The sequence below is a fragment of the Alphaproteobacteria bacterium genome, from assembly GCA_018063245.1.
GTDB lineage: Bacteria > Pseudomonadota > Alphaproteobacteria > JAGPBS01 > JAGPBS01 > JAGPBS01.
Window position 1 is genome coordinate 1 of sequence record JAGPBS010000008.1, and the last position, 20,364, is coordinate 20,364.

General features: G+C 40.6%; 20 protein-coding genes, 1 tRNA gene and 1 other RNA gene. 8 read left to right on the top strand and 14 right to left on the bottom strand.

The genetic code is table 11. The annotated features are described in order from the left end of the window. Positions 1 to 254 precede the first annotated feature (254 nt). The 3 genes from KBF71_01745 to ftsY are packed head-to-tail and all read right to left on the bottom strand — an operon-like array spanning position 255 to position 3,324. Positions 255 to 803: a septation protein A gene (locus KBF71_01745; GenBank protein ID MBP9877043.1), complete on the bottom strand. Its 549-nt coding sequence runs from the start codon at positions 801 to 803 to the stop codon at positions 255 to 257. Positions 804 to 830: 27 nt separating this feature from the next. Continuing rightward, positions 831 to 2,345, bottom strand: coding sequence for an AMP nucleosidase (locus KBF71_01750; GenBank protein ID MBP9877044.1), 1,515 nt, complete (start codon positions 2,343 to 2,345; stop codon positions 831 to 833). Between the two features lie 55 nt (positions 2,346 to 2,400). Continuing rightward, the gene (gene ftsY / locus KBF71_01755) at positions 2,401 to 3,324 is read right to left on the bottom strand and encodes a signal recognition particle-docking protein FtsY (protein ID MBP9877045.1); all 924 of its coding nucleotides are present in this window, start codon (positions 3,322 to 3,324) and stop codon (positions 2,401 to 2,403) included. 157 nt (positions 3,325 to 3,481) lie between these two features. On the opposite strand from ftsY, the gene KBF71_01760 reads away from it, so the two are divergent. Continuing rightward, entirely contained in the window at positions 3,482 to 3,997 is a 516-nt protein-coding gene (locus tag KBF71_01760) for a hypothetical protein (GenBank protein ID MBP9877046.1), read from the top strand. 93 nt (positions 3,998 to 4,090) lie between these two features. Next, a complete protein-coding gene (locus tag KBF71_01765; protein ID MBP9877047.1) occupies positions 4,091 to 4,447 on the top strand; it encodes an Hpt domain-containing protein in 357 nt (118 codons plus the stop codon). Between the two features lie 47 nt (positions 4,448 to 4,494). Here the strand turns inward: KBF71_01765 and ssrA are convergent. Next, positions 4,495 to 4,883, bottom strand: a transfer-messenger RNA (tmRNA) gene (gene ssrA / locus KBF71_01770). A gap of 51 nt (positions 4,884 to 4,934) precedes the next feature. Here ssrA and mnmE point away from each other — a divergent pair. Beyond that, positions 4,935 to 6,311, top strand: coding sequence for a tRNA uridine-5-carboxymethylaminomethyl(34) synthesis GTPase MnmE (mnmE, locus tag KBF71_01775; GenBank protein MBP9877048.1), 1,377 nt, complete (start codon positions 4,935 to 4,937; stop codon positions 6,309 to 6,311). Positions 6,312 to 6,548: 237 nt separating this feature from the next. Here mnmE and KBF71_01780 read toward each other — a convergent pair whose 3' ends face one another. From KBF71_01780 to gmk, 3 genes are read right to left on the bottom strand one after another with little or no spacing between them, the layout of a single operon-like run. Beyond that, the gene (locus KBF71_01780; protein MBP9877049.1) at positions 6,549 to 6,899 is read right to left on the bottom strand and encodes a histidine triad nucleotide-binding protein; all 351 of its coding nucleotides are present in this window, start codon (positions 6,897 to 6,899) and stop codon (positions 6,549 to 6,551) included. 17 nt (positions 6,900 to 6,916) lie between these two features. Beyond that, the gene (locus tag KBF71_01785) at positions 6,917 to 7,885 is read right to left on the bottom strand and encodes a phosphotransferase (GenBank protein MBP9877050.1); all 969 of its coding nucleotides are present in this window, start codon (positions 7,883 to 7,885) and stop codon (positions 6,917 to 6,919) included. Then, entirely contained in the window at positions 7,866 to 8,546 is a 681-nt protein-coding gene (gene gmk, locus KBF71_01790) for a guanylate kinase (protein MBP9877051.1), read from the bottom strand. Before gmk ends, KBF71_01785 begins: the two co-directional genes overlap by 20 nt. Positions 8,547 to 8,703: 157 nt before the next feature. Here gmk and ndk point away from each other — a divergent pair, with 157 nt between their 5' ends. Together ndk and KBF71_01800 are read left to right on the top strand one after the other, a co-directional pair. After that, entirely contained in the window at positions 8,704 to 9,123 is a 420-nt protein-coding gene (ndk, locus tag KBF71_01795) for a nucleoside-diphosphate kinase (protein MBP9877052.1), read from the top strand. A 201-nt stretch (positions 9,124 to 9,324) separates the two neighbouring features. Continuing rightward, positions 9,325 to 11,097, top strand: coding sequence for a hypothetical protein (locus KBF71_01800; GenBank protein ID MBP9877053.1), 1,773 nt, complete (start codon positions 9,325 to 9,327; stop codon positions 11,095 to 11,097). 69 nt (positions 11,098 to 11,166) lie between these two features. On the opposite strand, the gene KBF71_01805 is transcribed toward KBF71_01800, so the two are convergent. From KBF71_01805 to KBF71_01815, 3 genes are all read right to left on the bottom strand, one after another. Continuing rightward, positions 11,167 to 12,348 carry an ATP-binding protein gene (locus KBF71_01805; protein ID MBP9877054.1) on the bottom strand — a complete coding sequence of 394 codons (1,182 nt, stop codon included), beginning with the start codon at positions 12,346 to 12,348 and terminating at the stop codon, positions 11,167 to 11,169. Between the two features lie 106 nt (positions 12,349 to 12,454). Continuing rightward, a tRNA-Thr gene (locus KBF71_01810) sits at positions 12,455 to 12,529 on the bottom strand. Between the two features lie 81 nt (positions 12,530 to 12,610). Then, complete coding sequence (locus KBF71_01815) at positions 12,611 to 13,000, bottom strand: hypothetical protein (GenBank protein ID MBP9877055.1); 390 nt, start codon at positions 12,998 to 13,000, stop codon at positions 12,611 to 12,613. Between the two features lie 201 nt (positions 13,001 to 13,201). Here KBF71_01815 and KBF71_01820 point away from each other — a divergent pair, with 201 nt between their 5' ends. Both KBF71_01820 and KBF71_01825 read left to right on the top strand, forming a co-directional pair. After that, positions 13,202 to 14,332: an ABC transporter permease gene (locus KBF71_01820; protein ID MBP9877056.1), complete on the top strand. Its 1,131-nt coding sequence runs from the start codon at positions 13,202 to 13,204 to the stop codon at positions 14,330 to 14,332. A gap of 8 nt (positions 14,333 to 14,340) precedes the next feature. Beyond that, a complete protein-coding gene (locus tag KBF71_01825) occupies positions 14,341 to 15,120 on the top strand; it encodes an ATP-binding cassette domain-containing protein (GenBank protein ID MBP9877057.1) in 780 nt (259 codons plus the stop codon). A 371-nt stretch (positions 15,121 to 15,491) separates the two neighbouring features. On the opposite strand, the gene KBF71_01830 is transcribed toward KBF71_01825, so the two are convergent. From KBF71_01830 to hslV, 3 genes are all read right to left on the bottom strand, one after another. Next, positions 15,492 to 16,241 carry a 3-deoxy-manno-octulosonate cytidylyltransferase gene (locus tag KBF71_01830; protein MBP9877058.1) on the bottom strand — a complete coding sequence of 250 codons (750 nt, stop codon included), beginning with the start codon at positions 16,239 to 16,241 and terminating at the stop codon, positions 15,492 to 15,494. Positions 16,242 to 16,457: 216 nt separating this feature from the next. Beyond that, entirely contained in the window at positions 16,458 to 17,774 is a 1,317-nt protein-coding gene (hslU, locus tag KBF71_01835) for an ATP-dependent protease ATPase subunit HslU (protein MBP9877059.1), read from the bottom strand. Positions 17,775 to 17,788: 14 nt separating this feature from the next. Next, a complete protein-coding gene (hslV, locus tag KBF71_01840; protein MBP9877060.1) occupies positions 17,789 to 18,373 on the bottom strand; it encodes an ATP-dependent protease subunit HslV in 585 nt (194 codons plus the stop codon). 184 nt (positions 18,374 to 18,557) lie between these two features. On the opposite strand from hslV, the gene KBF71_01845 reads away from it, so the two are divergent. Further along, entirely contained in the window at positions 18,558 to 19,097 is a 540-nt protein-coding gene (locus KBF71_01845; protein ID MBP9877061.1) for a GNAT family N-acetyltransferase, read from the top strand. Here KBF71_01845 and KBF71_01850 read toward each other — a convergent pair. Further along, positions 19,094 to 20,215 carry a DUF2336 domain-containing protein gene (locus KBF71_01850; protein MBP9877062.1) on the bottom strand — a complete coding sequence of 374 codons (1,122 nt, stop codon included), beginning with the start codon at positions 20,213 to 20,215 and terminating at the stop codon, positions 19,094 to 19,096. The genes KBF71_01845 and KBF71_01850 overlap by 4 nt on opposite strands. Positions 20,216 to 20,364 lie beyond the last annotated feature (149 nt).

Genomic DNA, 20,364 nt, shown 5'->3' on the forward strand with positions numbered 1-20,364 from the left:
TCCTGGGAGGCTATCCTTAATTGCTTCCCATTGGTCATCCCTTAAATCATACAACTTTCAACTCCTTTTCTTATTATTAGAAGTTCAGTATATCATAAAAAAAATTAAATGTCGACACTACCTAAGCTCTGGTGGATCATGCAGGACTGGATCCTCGCGCCTTCGCTTCCTCCTACGCACTACGTGCTTCGGCGGACTCGGCTCAGGATGACAAATCTAACGCCAGTTCATACATCTACGTTACAACTTTAATCTTACTGCTTGGCTTTTTCATCTTGGTACTTCAAGATGAGTGGCATTTGGAATCCGCTGAAAATCAGAGTCAAAGGCATAATACCAAAAACTTTAAAACTTGCCCAAAAATCTGTTGAAAAATTACGCCAGACAACTTCATTCACAATAGCGAGGAAAATAAAAAAGACTGCCCAGCGCATTGTGAGAATTTCCCAGCCCTTTTCTTGCAATGGCAACATAGCACCCATAATGTATTTCAAGATGTTCTTTTTTGTAAAATAGCCCCAAAAAAGAACAATGCCAAAAAATAAATTCACAATTGTTGGCTTCAGTTTAATAAAAAGATCATCATGGAGCACCAAAGTGAGCCCACCAAAAATCGTCACAAACACACAGCTAATCAAAGGTACAATCGGCCATTTTTTTTCAAGACGAAAGAAAAAGAAAACAGAGATGAGCGTTGAAATCATCAAAAGTGCCGTTCCCCAATAAATACCACCCAACCAATTTGCCAGAAAAAATATCAAGAGAGGGCCAGCTTCAAGAGCAAATTTTAAAATAGGAGACATCAGATATATTCCTTCGTAAGATTAATATTATTGGAAAGCCGGTTCAAAGAAGCTACGTAACTTCCGGGAATGTAATGTTTCTAACATATGCTCCTTCAGATAGTCAATGGCTCTAATACCAATTCTCAAATGTTGGGCCACTTGTTCTTTATAAAAGCGATTGGCCATGCCTGGTAATTTAATCTCACCCTGCAATGGCTTATCAGACACACAAAGCAATGTCCCATAAGGAACTCTGAAGCGAAAACCATTGGCTGCAATGGTTGCAGACTCCATATCAAGAGCAATGGCTCTATTTTGAGAAAACTTCTGAATCAAACGCCGATGCTCATCAAGTTCCCAATTGCGATTGTCGGTTGTCACAACCGTTCCAGTACGCATAATACTTTTCAATTCATAGCCTCTTTTACCCGTTATATCGCCAACAGCCGTTTCAAGAGCGACCTGAATCTCCGACAAAGCAGGAAGCGGAATATGAGGCGGCAAATGATCATCCAGAACATGATCCTCACGCACATAAGCATGCGCAAGTGCGTAATCTCCAAGCTTTTGTGAAGCGCGTAAGCCAGCGCAATGGCCAAGCATAATCCACGCATAAGGACGTAAAACAGCAACATGATCTGTAATTGTTTTGGCATTTGAAGGCCCAACACCAATATTAATCATCGTAATTCCATGCTTATCTTTAGAAACCAAATGATAAGCAGGCATCTGGAAATTTCCAACTTGAGGAGCCTGAGCTAAAACACCATCTGGCGCCGGACAATTCTCATTGAGCATCACGCCATTACCTGGACGCACAAAATAGAGATACTTTGAGCGCTTCTTCTGTTCAACCGGATCATCTGTTTTTGTCATCATTTCTTCAGCATACTGAATAAATTGATCGATATAGAATTGATAGTTAGTAAACAAAACAAAGCTCTGCACGTGCTTTGAATCTGTCCCCGTATAATGACGCAACCGATGGAGCGAATAGTCAATGCGAGGGGCAGAAAATAAAGCAAGAGGTGCAACGCCATCTTTATTTTCATACTGATTCCCATCCGCAATCGCATCATCCGTAATGGATAATTCTGGCATAGCAAAATAGTCACGCATATGGCGAATTTTTTCTGGCGTCAATTGGCTTTCAATATGCTCACCTTCTTTAAAAGCAAAGTGGATTGGGATCTGCATTTTACTATAGCCAATCTCAAACTCAATATAGGGGTGATTGCTCTGAATCAATTTAAGCTGTTCACAAAGATAGGTTCTGTAAAGATCCGGCCTTGTAATGGTTGTCTCAAAAGTCCCTGTATCAGCTAAAAACCCATATGACAAGCGCGTATCAATATTATGACTATGTCTTTCATTCCGAATGCGAATCAAGGGATAGAAAGCCCTTACGTGATCATGTGAGTCACCTTCTTTATGAGAATAGCTCTCAAATGAGGTCCGTAACTCTTGTATCGCATTATTATAAAGCGTCTCAAGATATGAGACAGCCTCTTCAGCAGAGGTAAAACTTTTCAAAGAAGGATTTGGAGGAGCATGCAACATTCGGTTCTCTTCTCATTTTATGAGGTTATTAGATTAAATTCTTATTTGGCCCATCTTACACGTCATTTTGTGAAATTCCCATTAATGAACGAGCGAAATTTTTTGCATCGAAATCCTGCAAATCTTCAATTTGCTCCCCGACACCAATCGCTCTAATCGGAATTTTATAGCGATCACAAAGACCAACAACAACACCACCTTTCGCTGTACCATCCAATTTTGTAACAATAAGACCATTGATCGATGTAAATTGCTGAAAGATCTCAATCTGCGCGAAAGCATTTTGACCTGTAGTTGCATCAAGCGTCAAGAATGTGGCATGAGGTGCGCTTGCATCTACTTTTTGCATAACACGGATAATCTTTTGCAACTCTGCCATCAAATGAGACTGGTTCTGAAGGCGCCCTGCTGTATCGATAAACAAAATATCAACACCCTTTTCTTGTGCTTTTTGCATGGCTTCAAAAGCAAGACTTGCAGGATCGGCCCCCTGCTCTTTTTTAATCAATTCACAATTGGCTCTTTTTGCCCAAACATCAAGCTGCTCAACGGCAGCTGCTCTAAATGTATCGCCTGCCGCAATCATGACTTTTTTGCCAAGAGCTGTGTACTTATTCGCGAGCTTGCCAATGGTTGTTGTTTTACCCGTCCCATTCACACCCACCATCAAAATGACAAAAGGCTTTTGATCTGATAACTCAAATGTATGTGATATAGCCTCAAGACTCTTCTGAATCTCAAGAGCTAAAGTCTCCCGAATTTCTTCATCTGTGACTTCTTTACCAAAACGCGCCTTGCGCAAAGCTTCAATATAAACAGCAGCCGTTTTGGGTCCAAAATCTGATGCAATCAGAATTTCTTCAATCTCAGCAAGCACCTCATCATCAAGAGGTTTTTTTACCAAGACTGAGTGAATATTCTCAGCGATCTTTTGGGAGGATTTGGATAGGCCTTCTTTTAATTTTTGGAACCAACTCATGAGAGCAACCTTACATAAATGTTGTGAAGATGTTTAGATTATGGCGCATTCCATTCAAAAATGCAAAAATTCATTCACCTCTTCTTTTTAGCTGACATTCAACCGAAGCTTCCTTATCATCATATAATAATAACATATCGATACAAGAGGACCTCAAATGATCATTCAAAAGAATAAATTATCTCTCATAGCGCTCTTTGCAACCGCTCTTTTTATGTCAGCACCCGCAGCAGGAACAATTTTGGCCCCTGAAGCAATGGAGCCTCAAGAAGAACTTCAACCAATCCAAAACAATCCAACCTTAATTGATCAAGATCTAGCAGAAGCAATGGTTAGACCAGTAGACACCAATGACCAAGCACCCGAACTGTCACAAAATGCTCTGATGCATCAAGAAATGATCGACATGCAGCCAGAGGACGAAATTCTTGGTCAAAATGCTCAAGAAATGAACAACCAAATGGCTAATATGCCTGAGGAAGAAGGCGATTACCAAGCAACAGCAGCTGAAGAACCACGACCAGGTTTTTTGAATTTCCTCAACATCCCCAACTTACTCATCGTGCTTCTCGTCCTTGGGTCGGCGATTTACATGATCAGACGCTTCACTTCAAGACGTGATAAAGTTGCCTGCGTTTCATTGATTCGCAATAACAACATCAACAGGTCCTAAAAACCAAGGTTCATTCCTATCGTTTCTATGAACTAATAGATTAAGGTCTCATCAATTATTCTCTTTTATACTAAAGCAAAAAAGGGCTTTAGTATGACAACAGAACCTATTCTTAATCAACAAATCCTCTCACACCTTGAAGAGTTGCTAGGCGATAGTTACCATTTAGTTCTAGAAACCTACATCTCTTCATCACAAACGCTCATAGAAAACCTGGATGAGGCCATGAAAAGCAATGATCTCATTTTACTATCACAATACGCCCATCCTTTAAAATCATCCAGCCTACAGATTGGGGCTGTCACCCTATCTGAATGCGCCGCTCAGATCGAAAATCCGGCTAAAGAAAGTGATCTTAAAAGCATGCAAGAGCTTGTGAGCTATTGCCAAACACTTCATGGACAAGTGATATCAGAGCTACGCAATATCTTACAAGAAGATTGCCAATAAAAAAATCGCCTATTTCAAGCGATTTATTCAGCAGAGCCTCGTCAAAAAGTGGGGGCGTTCTGTTGCCCGGTGCCCCCGTACCGCTAACATCGCTCAAGAGAGCTTTGGCGCATTAAGCAGCCAATGCAACAGCAGGCGAACCTGCTACTTGAGGTCTGTTGTTTTGTAGTTTATGTGCGACATTTATATGTCTTGATCCGATAACGGTGGTATCATGCCGAGCAAAAACATCATCTTTATTACGCACGTCGATCCTGTTTCACCCCCATGAAAAACACTGACTCACATTGTTTGTCCGTGTAAACTCTTTGTTTTTGGTGGAGGTGCCGGGTACCGCCCCCGGGTCCGCAACGCTTATTCCATAACGCGTTTATCGCCATAGTTAGTCTTACCTAACATCCTTAGTATAACATGGTTTTTCAAAAAAGGGTAGTAAAATACGAAAAAATACTAGCTTTGTTGCGATCCCAAAGCCTATACTAAAGCCATGTCTCTCTATGTAAACAATGATACCATCTACGCTCTTGCAACAGCACCGGGGAAAGCCGGGATCGCTGTTATTCGCCTTTCCGGCCCCAAAACGATCGAAATCTGTGAGAAACTCACAAAAAAAGAGATTCCAAAACCCCATTATGCACGCATCCGGTCATTTTACCATCCCAAAACAAGCGATTTGCTTGACAATGGCCTTTTGCTTTTTATGCCAAATCCACATAGCTTTACAGGTGAAGATGTGGCTGAATGCCAAATCCATGGCGGCCCAGCAATCACTGCTGCTTTTCTGGAAGCCTTAAGCCATTTTGAGCAAACAAGACTTGCTGAGCCTGGTGAATTTTCGCGCAGAGCCTTTTTAAATGGCAAGCTTGACCTAACCGAAATTGAGGCTCTGGCTGACTTAATCCATGCCCAAACACAGATGCAGCATCGACTTGCCTTAAGACAAATGGCCGGAAGTCTTACAACTCTCTATCAAAAATGGAGAGAAGATCTAAAAAAATCCCTCGCCTATCTTGAAGCTTTTCTGGATTTTCCTGATGAAGATCTGCCAGAATCCATCAATCCTGTGCTCTATGAAAATGTTCAAAGGCTCAAAGCTGAACTTGCAGCTCATTTGAATGATCAACAGATCGGGGAAAAAATCCGAGAAGGGTTTTATGTCTCAATCACAGGCCTTCCGAATGCCGGAAAATCAACGCTCCTTAATTATCTGGCCAAACGGGATGTTGCGATTGTAACGGACATTGCCGGCACCACGCGCGATCCGGTTGAAGTTGAAATGAACATCGGGGGCTATCCTGTCGTATTGATTGATACAGCAGGCCTACGAGAGACAACCGATATCGTTGAATCAATCGGCATTAAAAAGGCGCTCGAAAAAGCAGAACATGCCGATTTCAACATTCTTTTACTTGAAGGAAAAAATCTGCAGGATCTGCAAAAAGATCTCGCTCAATTGAACAAATTCTTGCCATTTGAAAGCGAGCGCCTTTTGGTGATCAACAAATCTGATCTTCTGTCCGAGTCAGGCATACAAAAGATTTGCGCCTCTCTTACGCAAAATCAGCAACCAATCTTTATTTCATTGAAGGATAGTCAAGGGATTGATGATTTTAAAGACGCTCTCTTGGCTTTTTTCTCATCGCACTTTGCCTTGCCTGAAGGGCCACTCATCACAAGAGAAAGACACCGCGTCCATTTGCAAAAATGCCTTATTGCCCTTGAATCGTTTCTCATCAATCCTGATCAAGTTCTTGCAGCTGAAGATCTGCGTCAGGCCATGCATCAGCTCGGGACCATCACCGGCATTGTTGATGTAGAGGACTTACTCGATGTCATCTTCCGCGATTTCTGTATCGGGAAATGATATCAAGCACCTGAAATTAGAGCAACCCACAAACACCGTCATGGTGAGGAGTCTTGTGACAAAGCAAAGCGAGGGAACAAGATGACGCGACCATCCAGGAACACCTCAACAATTGCGATCCTTGATAAATAGTGACTGGATCCTCACGTCTTCGCTTCGCTCGACTCAGGATGACAAAAAGAAGATATTTCAATCGGTTCAGACCATACTTCTAAGCTTGAAAGAACGCCCTCTCAATCAAAAAACCGACAGCTTAGCGCCCCCTATTAGATGCATGTGAAAATGGGGAACCTCTTGGCCTCCATTCAAACCACAATTAGCAACCAACCTGTAACCCGTTTCATGAACGCCACATTTTTCTGCAATCATGGGGATCACTTGATGAAAGCGATGGATCTCTTCTGCTGATCCTTTGGCATAAAAATCCTGCGCTGAGAGATAGGCTCCCTTTGGTAAAATCAAAATATGAACCGGCGCTTTTGGGTGTATGTCATGGAATGACAAGACAAAATCATCCTCATAAACAGAATTACAGGGTATTTCCTTCCGGAGGATGCGCGCAAATATATTGTTTGAATCATAGGTCATGTAATTTTTCCTTCTTTTTAATCTAAAATGGCTTCTCTTAATAAGGCTTTGGCAAATATAAACTGACCTTCTGTTGTATAAAGAGATAGAGTACCAGCCTGAAAACTCATGAAAACCTCCATTACCGGCTTAAGGGGAACATTCGTCCTCACAACATCTTCAGGGATATGATACAAAAGTTCAAGCCCATAGAACAAACAAACTGCTTTGCGCATTTGAGCCAAATGATTTCGTTCTTCTGCTGTTAGCTTTCTCTTGAAATAAGCTTCCCAAAAGGCCTCTCTGCTACTCTCATCATGGAAATAAAAGAGAGTAACGGTTGCCACATCAAAAAATGGATCATCCTCTGCTGCATTTTCAAAATCGATGACTTTAAACGAATCCCCCTGCCAAATAAAATTATTTGGATTCAAATCGCGATGAGTTGCTGTCTTTTTCTGAACTTTGAGCTTTTTAAGCATTGCAATTTCTGCAATCAACCTATTATGATCGATATCTGAGGGATACTGCTTTATTTGATCAAAACGGTTCGCGATTTGGCTGACAATAGAAAGCCCTTCACAAAATGTAGGTCCATCATGAATCTGATGCAAAAGTGTAGCTAGCTTTTCAGGCAGCTGGTCGACTAACATGGCTGTTGTGGAAGGCCTTAGATATTCCATCAACAAAATACCTTTATCAAGATCATAAGCGATCAACTTTGGCCCATAACCAGCATCCGATGCGACTTGTTGAGCTTTAATTTCTATAACTCTATCTTCAAGACTTCGATTATCAATATTTCGAATCACATAAGAATTGGTTCCATCTGATACCTTATAAAGGTTTGAGCCTGACAATCCGCCCTTTAGCGGTACTTTTTGGGCCCATTGCTGATCTAACAGTTCAGGCGCTTTTTGAGGGGAAACGGAGCAAACTTTAGCTTCATCGCACCCAAATAAAGCCAAAAAACTGAGCAGAAAAAAATTACGAAACGGCATAAACATCAAGCTCATTCTGAAGTTTTTTCACAAATTGCGAGAGGCCAATTTGACGACGACGAATAAGCCTCTCTGTCAAAATAATTGACTCAACTTTTTGCAAGCTTGTTTCAACATCTCGATTCACAATCACATAGTGATACTCTGCCCAATGACTCATTTCATCTGAAGCTTTGCCCATCCTGCGTTTGATTTCGTCTTCTGGGTCTCTGCCACGGCTACGCAATCTACGTTCTAACTCTTTTCCTGATGGCGGCAAAATAAAAACACTCACAATGTCATCAGCCGCTTTTTCAGAGAGCTGCTGCGTTCCTTGCCAATCAATATCAAAGAGGATATCTTGACCTTTTGAGAGAAGTGCTTCCACCTGCTCTCGAGGCGTTCCATAATAATGGCCGAAAACTTTTGCCCATTCTAAAAGCTTATTATTGTCAATTAAACGCTTAAATTCAGGCTCTGTCACAAATACATAATCAACGCCATCAACTTCATTTTGACGCTTGGGCCTTGTGGTATATGAAACAGATAGATGAATATTCGGATCTTTTTCTAGAATTGCACGTGAAATTGTTGTTTTGCCTGCCCCCGAGGGTGAGGAAAGCACAACCATAATGCCTCTGCGACGTATGCCTGTATTGGCACTGAGATTTGTATTTAAATGTTCCATGTAACCACCTCGGTGAATGCCTTTATGCTATCCAAGAGTATAATCGATTTTAAAAAAAAATGTGAGCGTATTTATATGAAAATCGATTTTTCTTGATCTCATCTTCCAGAAAGGGTATACAGGTAACTCAATACCATTTAAGTAAGGAACGATCACAATGCTACAACGTACATTTTCTATCATTAAACCAGATGCGACACGTCGCAATCTTACAGGTGCAATCAATGCTCTCATTGAATCAAACGGCCTTAGAATTATTGCTCAAAAACGTATTCGTCTTTCTCGTGAACAAGCTGAAGGATTCTACGCAGTTCATAAAGAACGTGGCTTTTTCGGTGAACTCTGCGACTTCATGATCTCAGGCCCTGTTGTTGTTCAAGTTCTTGAAGGCGAAAATGCAGTTGCAAAATATCGCGACATTATGGGTGCAACAAACCCAGAGCAAGCAGCTCCTGGCACCATCCGTAAAGAATTTGCTGAATCAATCGAGGCAAACTCAGTTCATGGCTCAGATAGCACTGATAATGCAGCGATCGAGATTAAATTCTTCTTCCCAGATTCTGAAATTACTGGCTAATTTCAATCTTCGAAACCTAAAAAGAGGGGAATGGCAACGTTCCCCTCTTTTTTTACGCCCTTACCTATGAAATATATATATTTAATAAAATTAACGTAAATTTACAATAAATAGACAAATCATGCTATCATAGAGGATGTCATAGTCTATTTTTGCTTATTTTTGATATATAAAATTGAACCAATATTTTAGGGAGGCGACATGGTTGAAAAGATCAAACGACCGCAAACTGAGACAGCAACAGTACCTAAAGACACTGATCACCATGTTAATCAAAATGGCGCAACCAAACGCACCTCTCAAACACACACCCCTCAAGACCCGATTAAAACCAGAGACGTTACCGTTGTAAGCGGGATGACATCAAGCATTTCTAACTACATTCAATATCTGCTGGGTGTGAATGTTGAAAGTAAATTTAGTGAACTCCTCAATAAGAATACGATTTTAAAACAGGCCTACCTTCTGAATCAATTTACGCATGATGACTTCAAACGCTATTTCATGGGAGAAGGCAATGGCAAGCCCTCTCACTTTCAAGAAAATTTCTACCTTCTGGTTGAGAACTCACCTCTTTTTGCTGAAGCTCTCGTGAGTGGGATGCTGCACCAGAAGCATTTTTCAAAACTCCCCAAAGAGACAGCTGTTTACTTAATGACAGCACCAAAAATGCAAGAACGACTCATTAAGATCATCCACCTGCGCGCACCTGACACGGATGATATCATTCGTGATGTCCTTGCTGATGCAGCTGCAACCAAAATGATTCTAGATGATCCCAGCATTCTCAAAAATATCGCAAATCTTGAAAAAGATGTCCGAAAGATTCTGTTTAGCTCAGTCCCCTTACTGATCTTTTATCTCACTCATAAAGATCACAAACTCTCCCCGGAAGCTTTTGGCAATATTCATCAACACATTGGTTTGCTTGAAAGATTAAGAGACTCACCCGATCTTCTCTCTTTAGGTACACAACTCCCTTTCAGTGAAATGATCCGATTGCTTGAAAACCCATTTGCACTATTCCTCATTCAAAACAAAATGTTTCTTGAAAAACTAATCGCACAACAATCGATTGATCTCACCTTAAATCAACTCACCCTTCGTGATGCTGAAGATATTTTTGATATCAACCTATTGCCTATATTGCTTGATATCATCCCTGTCTTACGCAATCGCGTTCTCAAACAGCATGTGACAATGGAAGAATTGATGGAAATACCAATTTCACTCGCCATCAGTTTAATTTCACACCAACAGCAGCATCATGCAAGCAAAGCGGCTATTGATCTCAATCGTATCCTCATGGATCCAAACTTATTCAGACAGCTTTTAAAAAGCCCTCAATTGCTTCAAAAATGCCTTGATGATCGGGATTTTTCGATGGCGATAAAAGCACTTCATAAGAATAATGAGCTTCAAACCCTTTTGAGCAATCCTGAAATTTTAGAGCTCATTCTAATAAAACCAGAACTTATTACACGTCGCCAATTTGCTGATATGAAAAGTCTTCAAGATTTTGCTGTGCTCATAAAGGTGTCACCTTCTTTAAACGCACACTTTGAAGAAACCAATGAAGATAAAGCACTCTATTTTAAATTAAGCATCGAGCATAAAAAAATAGCACAAGCAAATCCACATATGATTCCCTATCTTGCTCTGAAAGAAGAAATCACAATGAAATCCTTTCATGCCTTAATCCCACAAGAAAATCTGCATGATATCCCTATGGGAGATATTATCGATATTGAAGGTATTGTTCTGACGAGAAATCCATTTAAAAGTCTAACCTTAGACATTGATCAGGCCAAAGGACTATGCCTGAAAACACTCGATCTGCTTTTCAAACATCGGCAAACAGTTTTAAAAATGATGCAAGAAAACAAAACAGATTTCCTGCAGGTCGCTCAATCTCCTGATCGACTAGAGAAAATACTAAATGCCCCCTCTGTTGAGAGAGAGCGGGATTCATGATGCATTTGAGAGCTTGCAATATCAATAGCCTTGAATAATCTTCAAATGGATTTAATCTGAAACTTGGTATTATTTTTGCGTCCCAAACTGCTCAAGCATTTGAAGAAAATCATAAAGCCCTATAATTTCTATGCCCTCATTTAAAGGATAACGCTCCTTTCCCGCATAGATAATAAAAGATCTATCGGGTTTTAAGTCCTCTTGAGCGTGATAGAATCCCTTCTGTATTTTAGGAGACAAGCTTCTTTTGATCTCTATAGCCCATAAAGATCTATCAGGCATTTCCAAAAGCAGATCTATTTCAGCTCCAGCAGCGGTTCTATAGAAATAAGCATTAGTCCCAAAAGGAGCACAATTTAAACAATTTTCTATAACAAAAGATTCAAAACTTGCTCCTACGATAGGATGACCTTGGAGCGCCTCCGCATCTTTGATCCCTAACAATGAGTGAAGCAAACCAGAATCTCGAATATAAACTTTAGGTGATTTCACTAACCGTTTACCTATATTCGCATGAAATGGCTGAAGACGCCTAACCAATAAAAGATCCACGAGCAAATCAATATAACGGGTAATTGTCTGCACACTCACACCGAGATTTTTTGCCAGCTGTGAAGCATTTAAAAGACTTCCTTGTATATGAGCCAACATAATCCAAAGCCGTCTCAACGTTTCTGAAGGTATTCTTGGGCCTAATTGTGGAATATCCCTTTCTAAATACGACCGAATAAAATCATGACGCCACTCAAAGCTAAGTTGATCATTTTCACTAAGATAGCTATTTGGAAAACCTCCTCTTACCCAAAGCTGGATATATTCATCCTGAGGCTCACTAATCTCTAAGACTGTTAATGGTGTTAGCTCTAACTGAGAAATACGACCAGCTAATGTTTCAGACGATTGCTTCAGAAGGTCTAACGATGCCGAACCCAACAAAAGGAAATGACCAACTGGTTGCCCCTTTCTTCTCCTTTCATCAATCAACCCTCTCAATGATAAAAATAAATCTGGAACACGTTGGATTTCATCCAGTATAATCAACATATTTTCATGCGAACGCAAATAAAGCAGTGGATCAGATAATTTTTGAAGATCCTCTGGTGATTCTAAGTCGAGATAAATCGAATCTTTTTCTTCACTGACTTGAAGAGCCAATGTTGTTTTCCCAACTTGACGAGGCCCCAAAAGAACAACAGAAGGTTGCCTTGCCAATGCTTTTAGAAGTGTTTTTTGAAGCGATCTGATTATCATAACATTGCAATTTTACCATATCGTGGAAAATTTGCAAGGATATTTCTAAAGTAGTCAAATTTTTTTGAACAAAAAACTTTTGAATAAGAACTACTAAGGGGTGTAATGGTGCTGCCGGAGAGGATTGAACTCTCGGCCTCTCCCTTACCAAGGGAGTGCTCTACCACTGAGCTACGGCAGCAATCTCAAAAATGCACATCTGTGCTATTTCTAAAGAAAAGTGCCACAACTTCCGGATAACTGCAAGCTTTTTTCGTCGATTCTACTCAAAAAGAAAATATAAAATCAGAAGAACGAATACCACTGCGATCACTGCCATCACAGGATTTTCACGCATCCATGCAATAGCTGGATGTTCTTTGGATCCTTTTTTCTTTGCAGGCGCTGCCATTTTGTCAGCTGGTCTCATCGTATCCATTTTCATAACTGGCTTAGCTGCTACTTTTGCTGGCGCTGATTTTACAGCTGGCTTTTTTACAGCTACTTTTTTGGGAGCAGATGTTTTTGCGACTGCTTTTTTAACAACAGCAGGTTTTGAGGCTTTCACAGGAGCCTTCGTCACTTTTGCTGCAACCTTTTTTGGTGCTGCTTTTTTAACTGTGCTTTTTTTCTTTGCAGGCGCTTTTGTTCCTGCTTTTGCTTTCGTTACCACTTTTTTGTCTCCTTTGTTTTTTTGAATCATATCGTAAATTCAAAAATCTACAATTCAAGAATAATCTCATTTTATGTATTAAATATTAATTTGAAAAAGAAGGATTTTTTAAAAATATAAAACCCTTCACCACAAATCTTTATTTTCATTTCATTTCATTTGAAAAAACGCGTAAAATTGGAATGAACAAATGAGGCCAATGTGTCAGAAGAAAAACAACTAAATTGGAATTGGGAAGGTGAAAAACTTCATCTCATCCCACAAGGCAAATGGACGTATCTCGATACCTTCCAGATTCTTCCTTACACAAAAAAAATTCTCAAAGAAAAAAAACCAACCCACATCATTCTCGATTTTCAAGATATCACCACCTTTGATTCCATCGGAGGCGCTGAGTTAAAACTTCTCATCAGCTCTTTTAAACTTGATGCGACAAATATCACTTTTCAAAACATGCCTCAATCGCACACGTGGTTTCTGGATCAATTAAAAGAACCCACTGTTCACGGCGTCTCAATCTCAAAACACTATCAATTTCGAGAAACAGTTGAAACTGTTGGTGAGAACTTTGTTGATGTCTGTAAAGAATTTCATAGCGTTATGAGTTTTTCTGGTCTCTTTTATATGAAAGCGATCAAACTTTTTTTCTCCCCAAAACTTTTCAGAAGCAAGGCCTTTGTGAATCAAATCAAATGGATTGGTATTGACGCTTTGCCTATTGTAATGCTCCTCATCTTTCTGATTGGCATTGTGCTGGCTTACCAGGGTGTTACACAATTTAGAAAATTTGGCGCTGAAATTTTTGTCGTCAACTTACTCGGGGTCTCAATATTGAGAGAAATAGGCGTATTAATAACCGCAATCATCATCGCAGGTCGATCGGGTTCCGCTATTACGGCTCAACTCGGTTCTATGAAAATCAATCGAGAAGTCGATGCCCTTCAAGTCATGGGACTTGATCCTATTTACGTCCTCGTCCTGCCGCGTATTCTTGCCTTGACAGTCACTCTTCCGGTCTTAACATTTATTGCAGATCTTGTTGGCCTTTTTGGAGGTGCCGTTATGTGTCGCTTTTATCTAGACCTGAGTTTTGTTCAATTTCTTGAACAATTAAAAACAGCTGTTGACTTAAAAACCTTCATCGTTGGCTTCGCAAAAGCACCTTTCTTTGGTTTTATTATTGCTTTAATTGCAACCTATCAAGGTTTCCAAGTTTTTGAAAGCGCACAAAGCCTGGGTCGTATGACCACGCGCTCAGTTGTACAATCCATTTTCTCGATCATCGTTCTTGATGCTATTTTCTCAATTCTTTTTGCCATGTACCAGATATAGGAGAACAGATGATCAAAACGCGCACCCCTGTTCTCAAAATTGAAAATCTCACCACAAAAATTCAAGATTTCACGTTGCACCAGCATCTTGATCTTGATCTCTACCCGGGTGAAGTTCTTGGTCTTGTTGGTGGTAGCGGAACAGGTAAATCTGTACTCTTTAACGTGATCTTAGGCCTGCTCCCTATGTCAGCTGGCCACATCACCATTCTAGGACAACATACAACCAAAACAAAACCCGCTGATTTCATAAACGTTCAAAAACAAATCGGTGTTCTTTTCCAGACCTCTGCTCTCTTTTCGGACCTCACCCTCTTCGAAAACGTTAGAATGCCTTTGCTTGAACATACGTCTCTCAGTCCAAAACTTATGGATGAGATTGTTCGTATGAAGCTTGACTTTGTTGGCCTTCTCAAAAAGGACTATCATAAATATCCATCAGAGCTTTCAGGCGGCATGCAAAAACGTGCAGGTCTCGCCAGAGCCCTTGCCCTTGATCCTAAAATTCTTCTACTTGATGAGCCCACTGCCGGGCTTGATCCTATCTCTGCAGCTAAGTTCGATGAATTAATCGCCAACCTGCAAAGCCTTTTAGGCTTTAGCGTTCTGATGGTTACGCATGATCTAGACAGTTTAAAAGCTGTTTGTACAAGAATTGCAGTCCTGATCGATAAGAAGATTATCTCCGGAACACTTTCAGAGCTTTTACAAAATCCAACACCATGGATTCAAGAATATTTCAGTGGACCGCGAGGCATTCAAGCCCGGGTTTTAGACATTTCACGGTAAAATCTAATAAGGTACTGTCAGCAAACACTCCCTGTCATCAACTATGATTGATTTAAAAAGTCGTCATTCAGAGTCACACCCAAAAGGTGTGACGTGGAATCTCAATAAATTAAAATGAAGCGCAATGTTTGTTTTCACATGACAGAGACTCCACGGGCTCCTATAGGAGCCCTCTGAGTGACGGCGCTAATTTAACTTACAATAAATCGAGGTCATGCTGAATTTATTATCGCATCTCTTTGTAATTATAAACAGATCCTGAAACAAGTTCAGGATGACGAGAAGGGAGAAATTATGCTCGGCTCAGGATGACGAATTCAATCTCTTTTATCAATAAATTACGTGACCTTTACAGCAATGACGTTTTTAAGTTAACCGTTCCCAGCTCTTTGCTGTAAGTGAGCCAAGATTGCATGGTAATCTTCAATGGTATCCACACCCAACGGTATCTGTGTCACAAGACCCGCTGAAAGACGCATACCATTTGCCATTGCACGCAACTGCTCGAGTCTTTCTCTTTTTTCAATCTCAGCTTGTGGCAGGCCAACAAAGCGATCTAATGCATCACGCTTATAAGCATAAATACCAATATGATGATAGTGCTCCCCATTGCCTGATGGAATTGGATTGCGTGAAAAATAAAGCGCAGGCCCCATATTTGTTGTAGGATCAATCTCAATCGCTGCTTTCACAACATTCATATTCGTCAATTCAGACAGATCTTTTGAAACAGCAACGAGTGTTGCAATCTCACAATCTGACGCGCGGCTAACCTTATCAACAAAAGCGATTGATGAAGGCTCAATCAAAGGCAAGTCCCCTTGCACATTGATCACACGATCCCACTTTTCACCTTTTGGATCAAGCTCCTTCACAAGGGCATGAATCCGATCAGACCCTGTTGGCAAATCAACCGGAGTCAAACAAGCATTCACGCCATGAGCGGCGCAGCAATCGATGATTTCCTGATCACCAGCGGCAACATAAACAGGCCCGACATTGGCAGCAATAGATTGTTTTGCAACTCTGATAACCATCGGCAAACCATCCATGTCAAGCAAAGGCTTGTTTGGCAAACGTGTTGCAGCAAGACGAGACGGAATAATAACAATTGTTGACATGGGCTTGATCCTCTAAGTTTAAACAATATATTCAGCCTACATTTTATAGGCTTGCGCCAGAAAAGAACAGAAAAAAGTTATACAAAACACCATTTTAAAATTCTACCGCTTCCTCCTACGCTCTTCGAGCTTCGGCGGGACAGGTCACTCGTCGCTTATGTAGGTAAACTACACCGCGTTCCTCGTTCATAGTATAATTTTATCTGGCGTCTTGTATTATAGAATGAACTTAGACAAATCAGTATTCTTCGCCAAAGCTTCAACTTTGTCTCTGACATATTGACCATCGATCACAAGCTTATCACCGCCTCGATCACTTGCTGTGAAGCTAATTTCTTCCAGCAATTTCTCCATGACCGTTTGCAAACGGCGCGCTCCAATATTTTCAACATTGTGATTCACATCAACTGCAATACGTGCAATTTCCTCAATCGCATCTGTCGTAAATTCCAAATCAAAATCTTCAGTCTTCATCAAGGCTATATATTGACTCACCAAACTAGCCTTTGGCTCTAGAAGAATTCTTTTGAAATCCTCTACTGTCAGGGCATTTAATTCAACACGAATTGGCAAACGCCCTTGTAGTTCTGGCAAAAGATCTGATGGCTTTGCGATATGAAAAGCACCAGAGGCAATAAAGAGAATATGATCTGTCTTAACTGTACCGTATTTTGTTGAAACTTGTGTTCCTTCAAGCAACGGTAGTAAATCGCGCTGCACGCCTTCACGAGACACTTCACCACTGCCTCTTGCATCAGATCGAGAGGTGATTTTATCGATCTCATCAATGAAAACAATTGCATTTTGCTCAACATCTTCAATGGCTGCAGACACTGCTTTTTCCTGATCCAGAAGCTTTTCACTCTCTTCAAGCAAAAGCACATCATAAGATTCAGCAACAGTCATCTTCTTCTTTTTTGTTTTTGTCCCAAAAGACTTGCCCAGAATATCATTCAAATTGAGCATGCCCATTTGCGCGCCAGGCATTCCAGGAATGTCAAATGTTGGCATCGATGATTGCAAAGATTCTTCGACATCTATCTCAATTTCACGATCCGCTAATTCACCATCCCTCAATTTTTTCCGGAATTTTTCTTTTGTCTCTTCTGTTGCATTTTCACCAACAATTGCATTGAGCACTTTATTTTCAGCTGCGGCTTCTGCTTTCACGCGCACTTGCCTGCGCATTCTGTCCTTATGCATTGTAATACCAATCTCAACAAGATCGCGAATAATACGCTCAACATCCTGGCCTACATAACCAACTTCTGTAAATTTTGTGGCCTCAACTTTCAAAAACGGACTATCTGCTAATTTTGCAAGACGTCTGGCAATTTCTGTTTTACCAACTCCTGTTGGTCCAATCATCAAAATATTTTTTGGCAGGACTTCTTCGCGTATTTCTTTCGGAAGTTGCTGGCGTCTCCAACGATTCCGTAACGCAATCGCCACAGCTTTTTTCGCTGCATTTTGACCAATGATATATTTATCGAGTTCTGAAACGGTCTCACGTGGACTAAAATCACTCATTATACTTTCCTATCCTTTTAATCTGTCTTTTTTGAAATATCTTTCGGAGAAATCTTTTCAAGCGTAATATTGTGGTTTGTAAAGACACAAATGTCAGCTGCAATGTTCAATGCTCTCGTTGCAATCTCTTCCGCTGAATAAGCCTTATTATCAATCATTGCCCGCGCAGCAGCAAGCGCATAAGACCCACCAGACCCAATGCCGATCAACCCATCTTCAGGCTCAAGCACATCACCATTACCTGTCAAAACAAGACTCACATCTTTATCACAAACAATCATTAAAGCCTCTAGACGGCGTAAATACCGATCGGTCCGCCAATCTTTAGCCATTTCAACACAAGCTCTGGTCAGCTGTCCTCTGTGCATCTCAAGCTTTGCCTCAAGCCTTTCAAATAAAGCCAACGCATCTGCTGTTGCACCAGCAAAACCTGCGATGACAGAACCATCACCCAAACGACGGACTTTACGAGCTTTCGATTTCATAACTGTATTGCCTACTGAAACTTGCCCATCGCCTGCGATTACAACTTCGTCTCCAACTCTTACAGTGATAATCGTTGTTCCATGCCACTGGATCGGATCATTTTGTTCATGTGTCATCTTTTTTCCTCTCATTGTCATGTTTGATATTTAAGAACGATACCTTCCTTCGTCAAGAGCTCCTCAAAATTTTAATTTTAATCTTTCAACATTTTCTTTACACTTCCACCCTAAGATGTGAACTTCTTTATTATAATACCAAGCATCAGATTTGGTATTTTGGCACAACCTGAAAGGGTAAATAATGACGCAACGATCAGAAGCAACAAATGTCTATCTAGAAGTTGAGTTAATGACAAAATTAAAACCGTCAGACCTCTCTGAGCTTTGCGATGCAACATATGCAGCGATTGAAGGCGGTGGTGGATTTGGCTGGGTTAATCCTCCTGCTCGTGAAGTTCTTGAACGATACTGGCAAGGCGTTGCCATGATTCCTGAAAGACATTTATTCATTGGCCGCCTAGATGGCGTTATTGCCGCCTCTGCACAACTTATTCTCCACCCCAAAAACAATGAAGCTCAAGCCTTTTGTGGGCAGGTTATGTCATGTTTCGTAGCACCCTGGGCTCGGAATCATGGGCTTGGTAAAATGCTCATGACCCGCCTTGAAACGGAAGCAAAATCTTTCGGCTTAAAAGCTTTAAGCCTAGATGTTCGTGAGACAATGGAAGCCGCGATTAAACTATATGAATCTATGAAATTCGCGCGATGGGGGACAAATCCGCATTATGCAATGATTGGGGATCACTATCTAAAAGGCTACTACTATACAAAAATAATTTAAGCCGCCGATTCGCCAAATTCCTGCAGTGCATTTGGATCTTCGCGCCACTGTTTCAGGCTTGCACGAGCATGAGAGATGTCCGTTGATTTATAAATTTCACCCATTTTTTGAATGTCTTCTTGTTCAGCTGGCTTTCCGTCTCCAACGTAGACACGTGTCAAAAGAAATACAGCCATATAGTCATTCTCGCTGACCCCAATGGCCTTACAAACGGTGACAAAACTTTTAATTTCACCTTTTTCAATCAAGTATACAATCTGATCTTCTGATAATTTCGTTAACAGAGCCAATAAATATCGGAACAAGGCATATTGTCCTCTACGCAATATGCTAATCAAAACAGCCATTGAGAGAGATCCCGAATTGTACAATTTTTGCGCAATCACTTTTTGATCTTCGGTAATTTTAAGCACTGATCTTGTCTTTTGCGTGAGCGTATTAAATGTTGTATCTAATGCATTTTGCAATGTTTCATCCGAGATCTCATATTGTTTGACAATATCAGCTTTTAAAGCCTCTGAAGCAAACCAATAAATCTTAGCTGCAAAGTCAGCTTTCATCTCAGGCCTTCTCAATAAAGGTTCCTGCAACGCTTTAATAGCTTGACTATATTGAATCCCCTTCTCTAAACCTGCTTGGCTAATCTCTGCCCCCACATTGTTAAATAACCGCTCCATGGCTTGAGGATCACCAGCATTAATAAGAGCATCACTGACCTGCTCACTAATCTGTTCACGCCCAGCAATTGAAAATTGATGCAAAGGCCCTTTATTGGCAATAATGTTAATAAGATCTGTATCTCCAAGCAATCGACTATGTGTCAAAACAGGATGCGCAATACGAATCTCATCATTTGCTAAAGTCACTATAAGCTCTTTCGGGACATTAACCTCATGAGCCAGATTCTCCGATAATACTTTCCTGATATTGTCCTTAGCATTGCTCACAAGACGCATGACAATATCAAACAAAATTCCTTTTTCTAACTTTGTTAAAAGCCCAGGACGTTTGCCTTCTTCTAAATAAAAATGGACCACTTGATCAACCAGCTTAGCACGCCCTTCGGGCGATTTATCAAATGCTAGCTTCTGAAGTGTCGTAATCGTATGTGTTTCCATAATTTCCCTCAATAGTCTCATCATAGCCGACATTTCAATAAAAAAAAGTGAAGAAAGTGTAAAATATTTTCAATCTCACCATAGTAAAACTTGATCTAAAATTTTGCTTGACTTATTTGATAAAATTGTTTAAAATTTTAATTAATAAC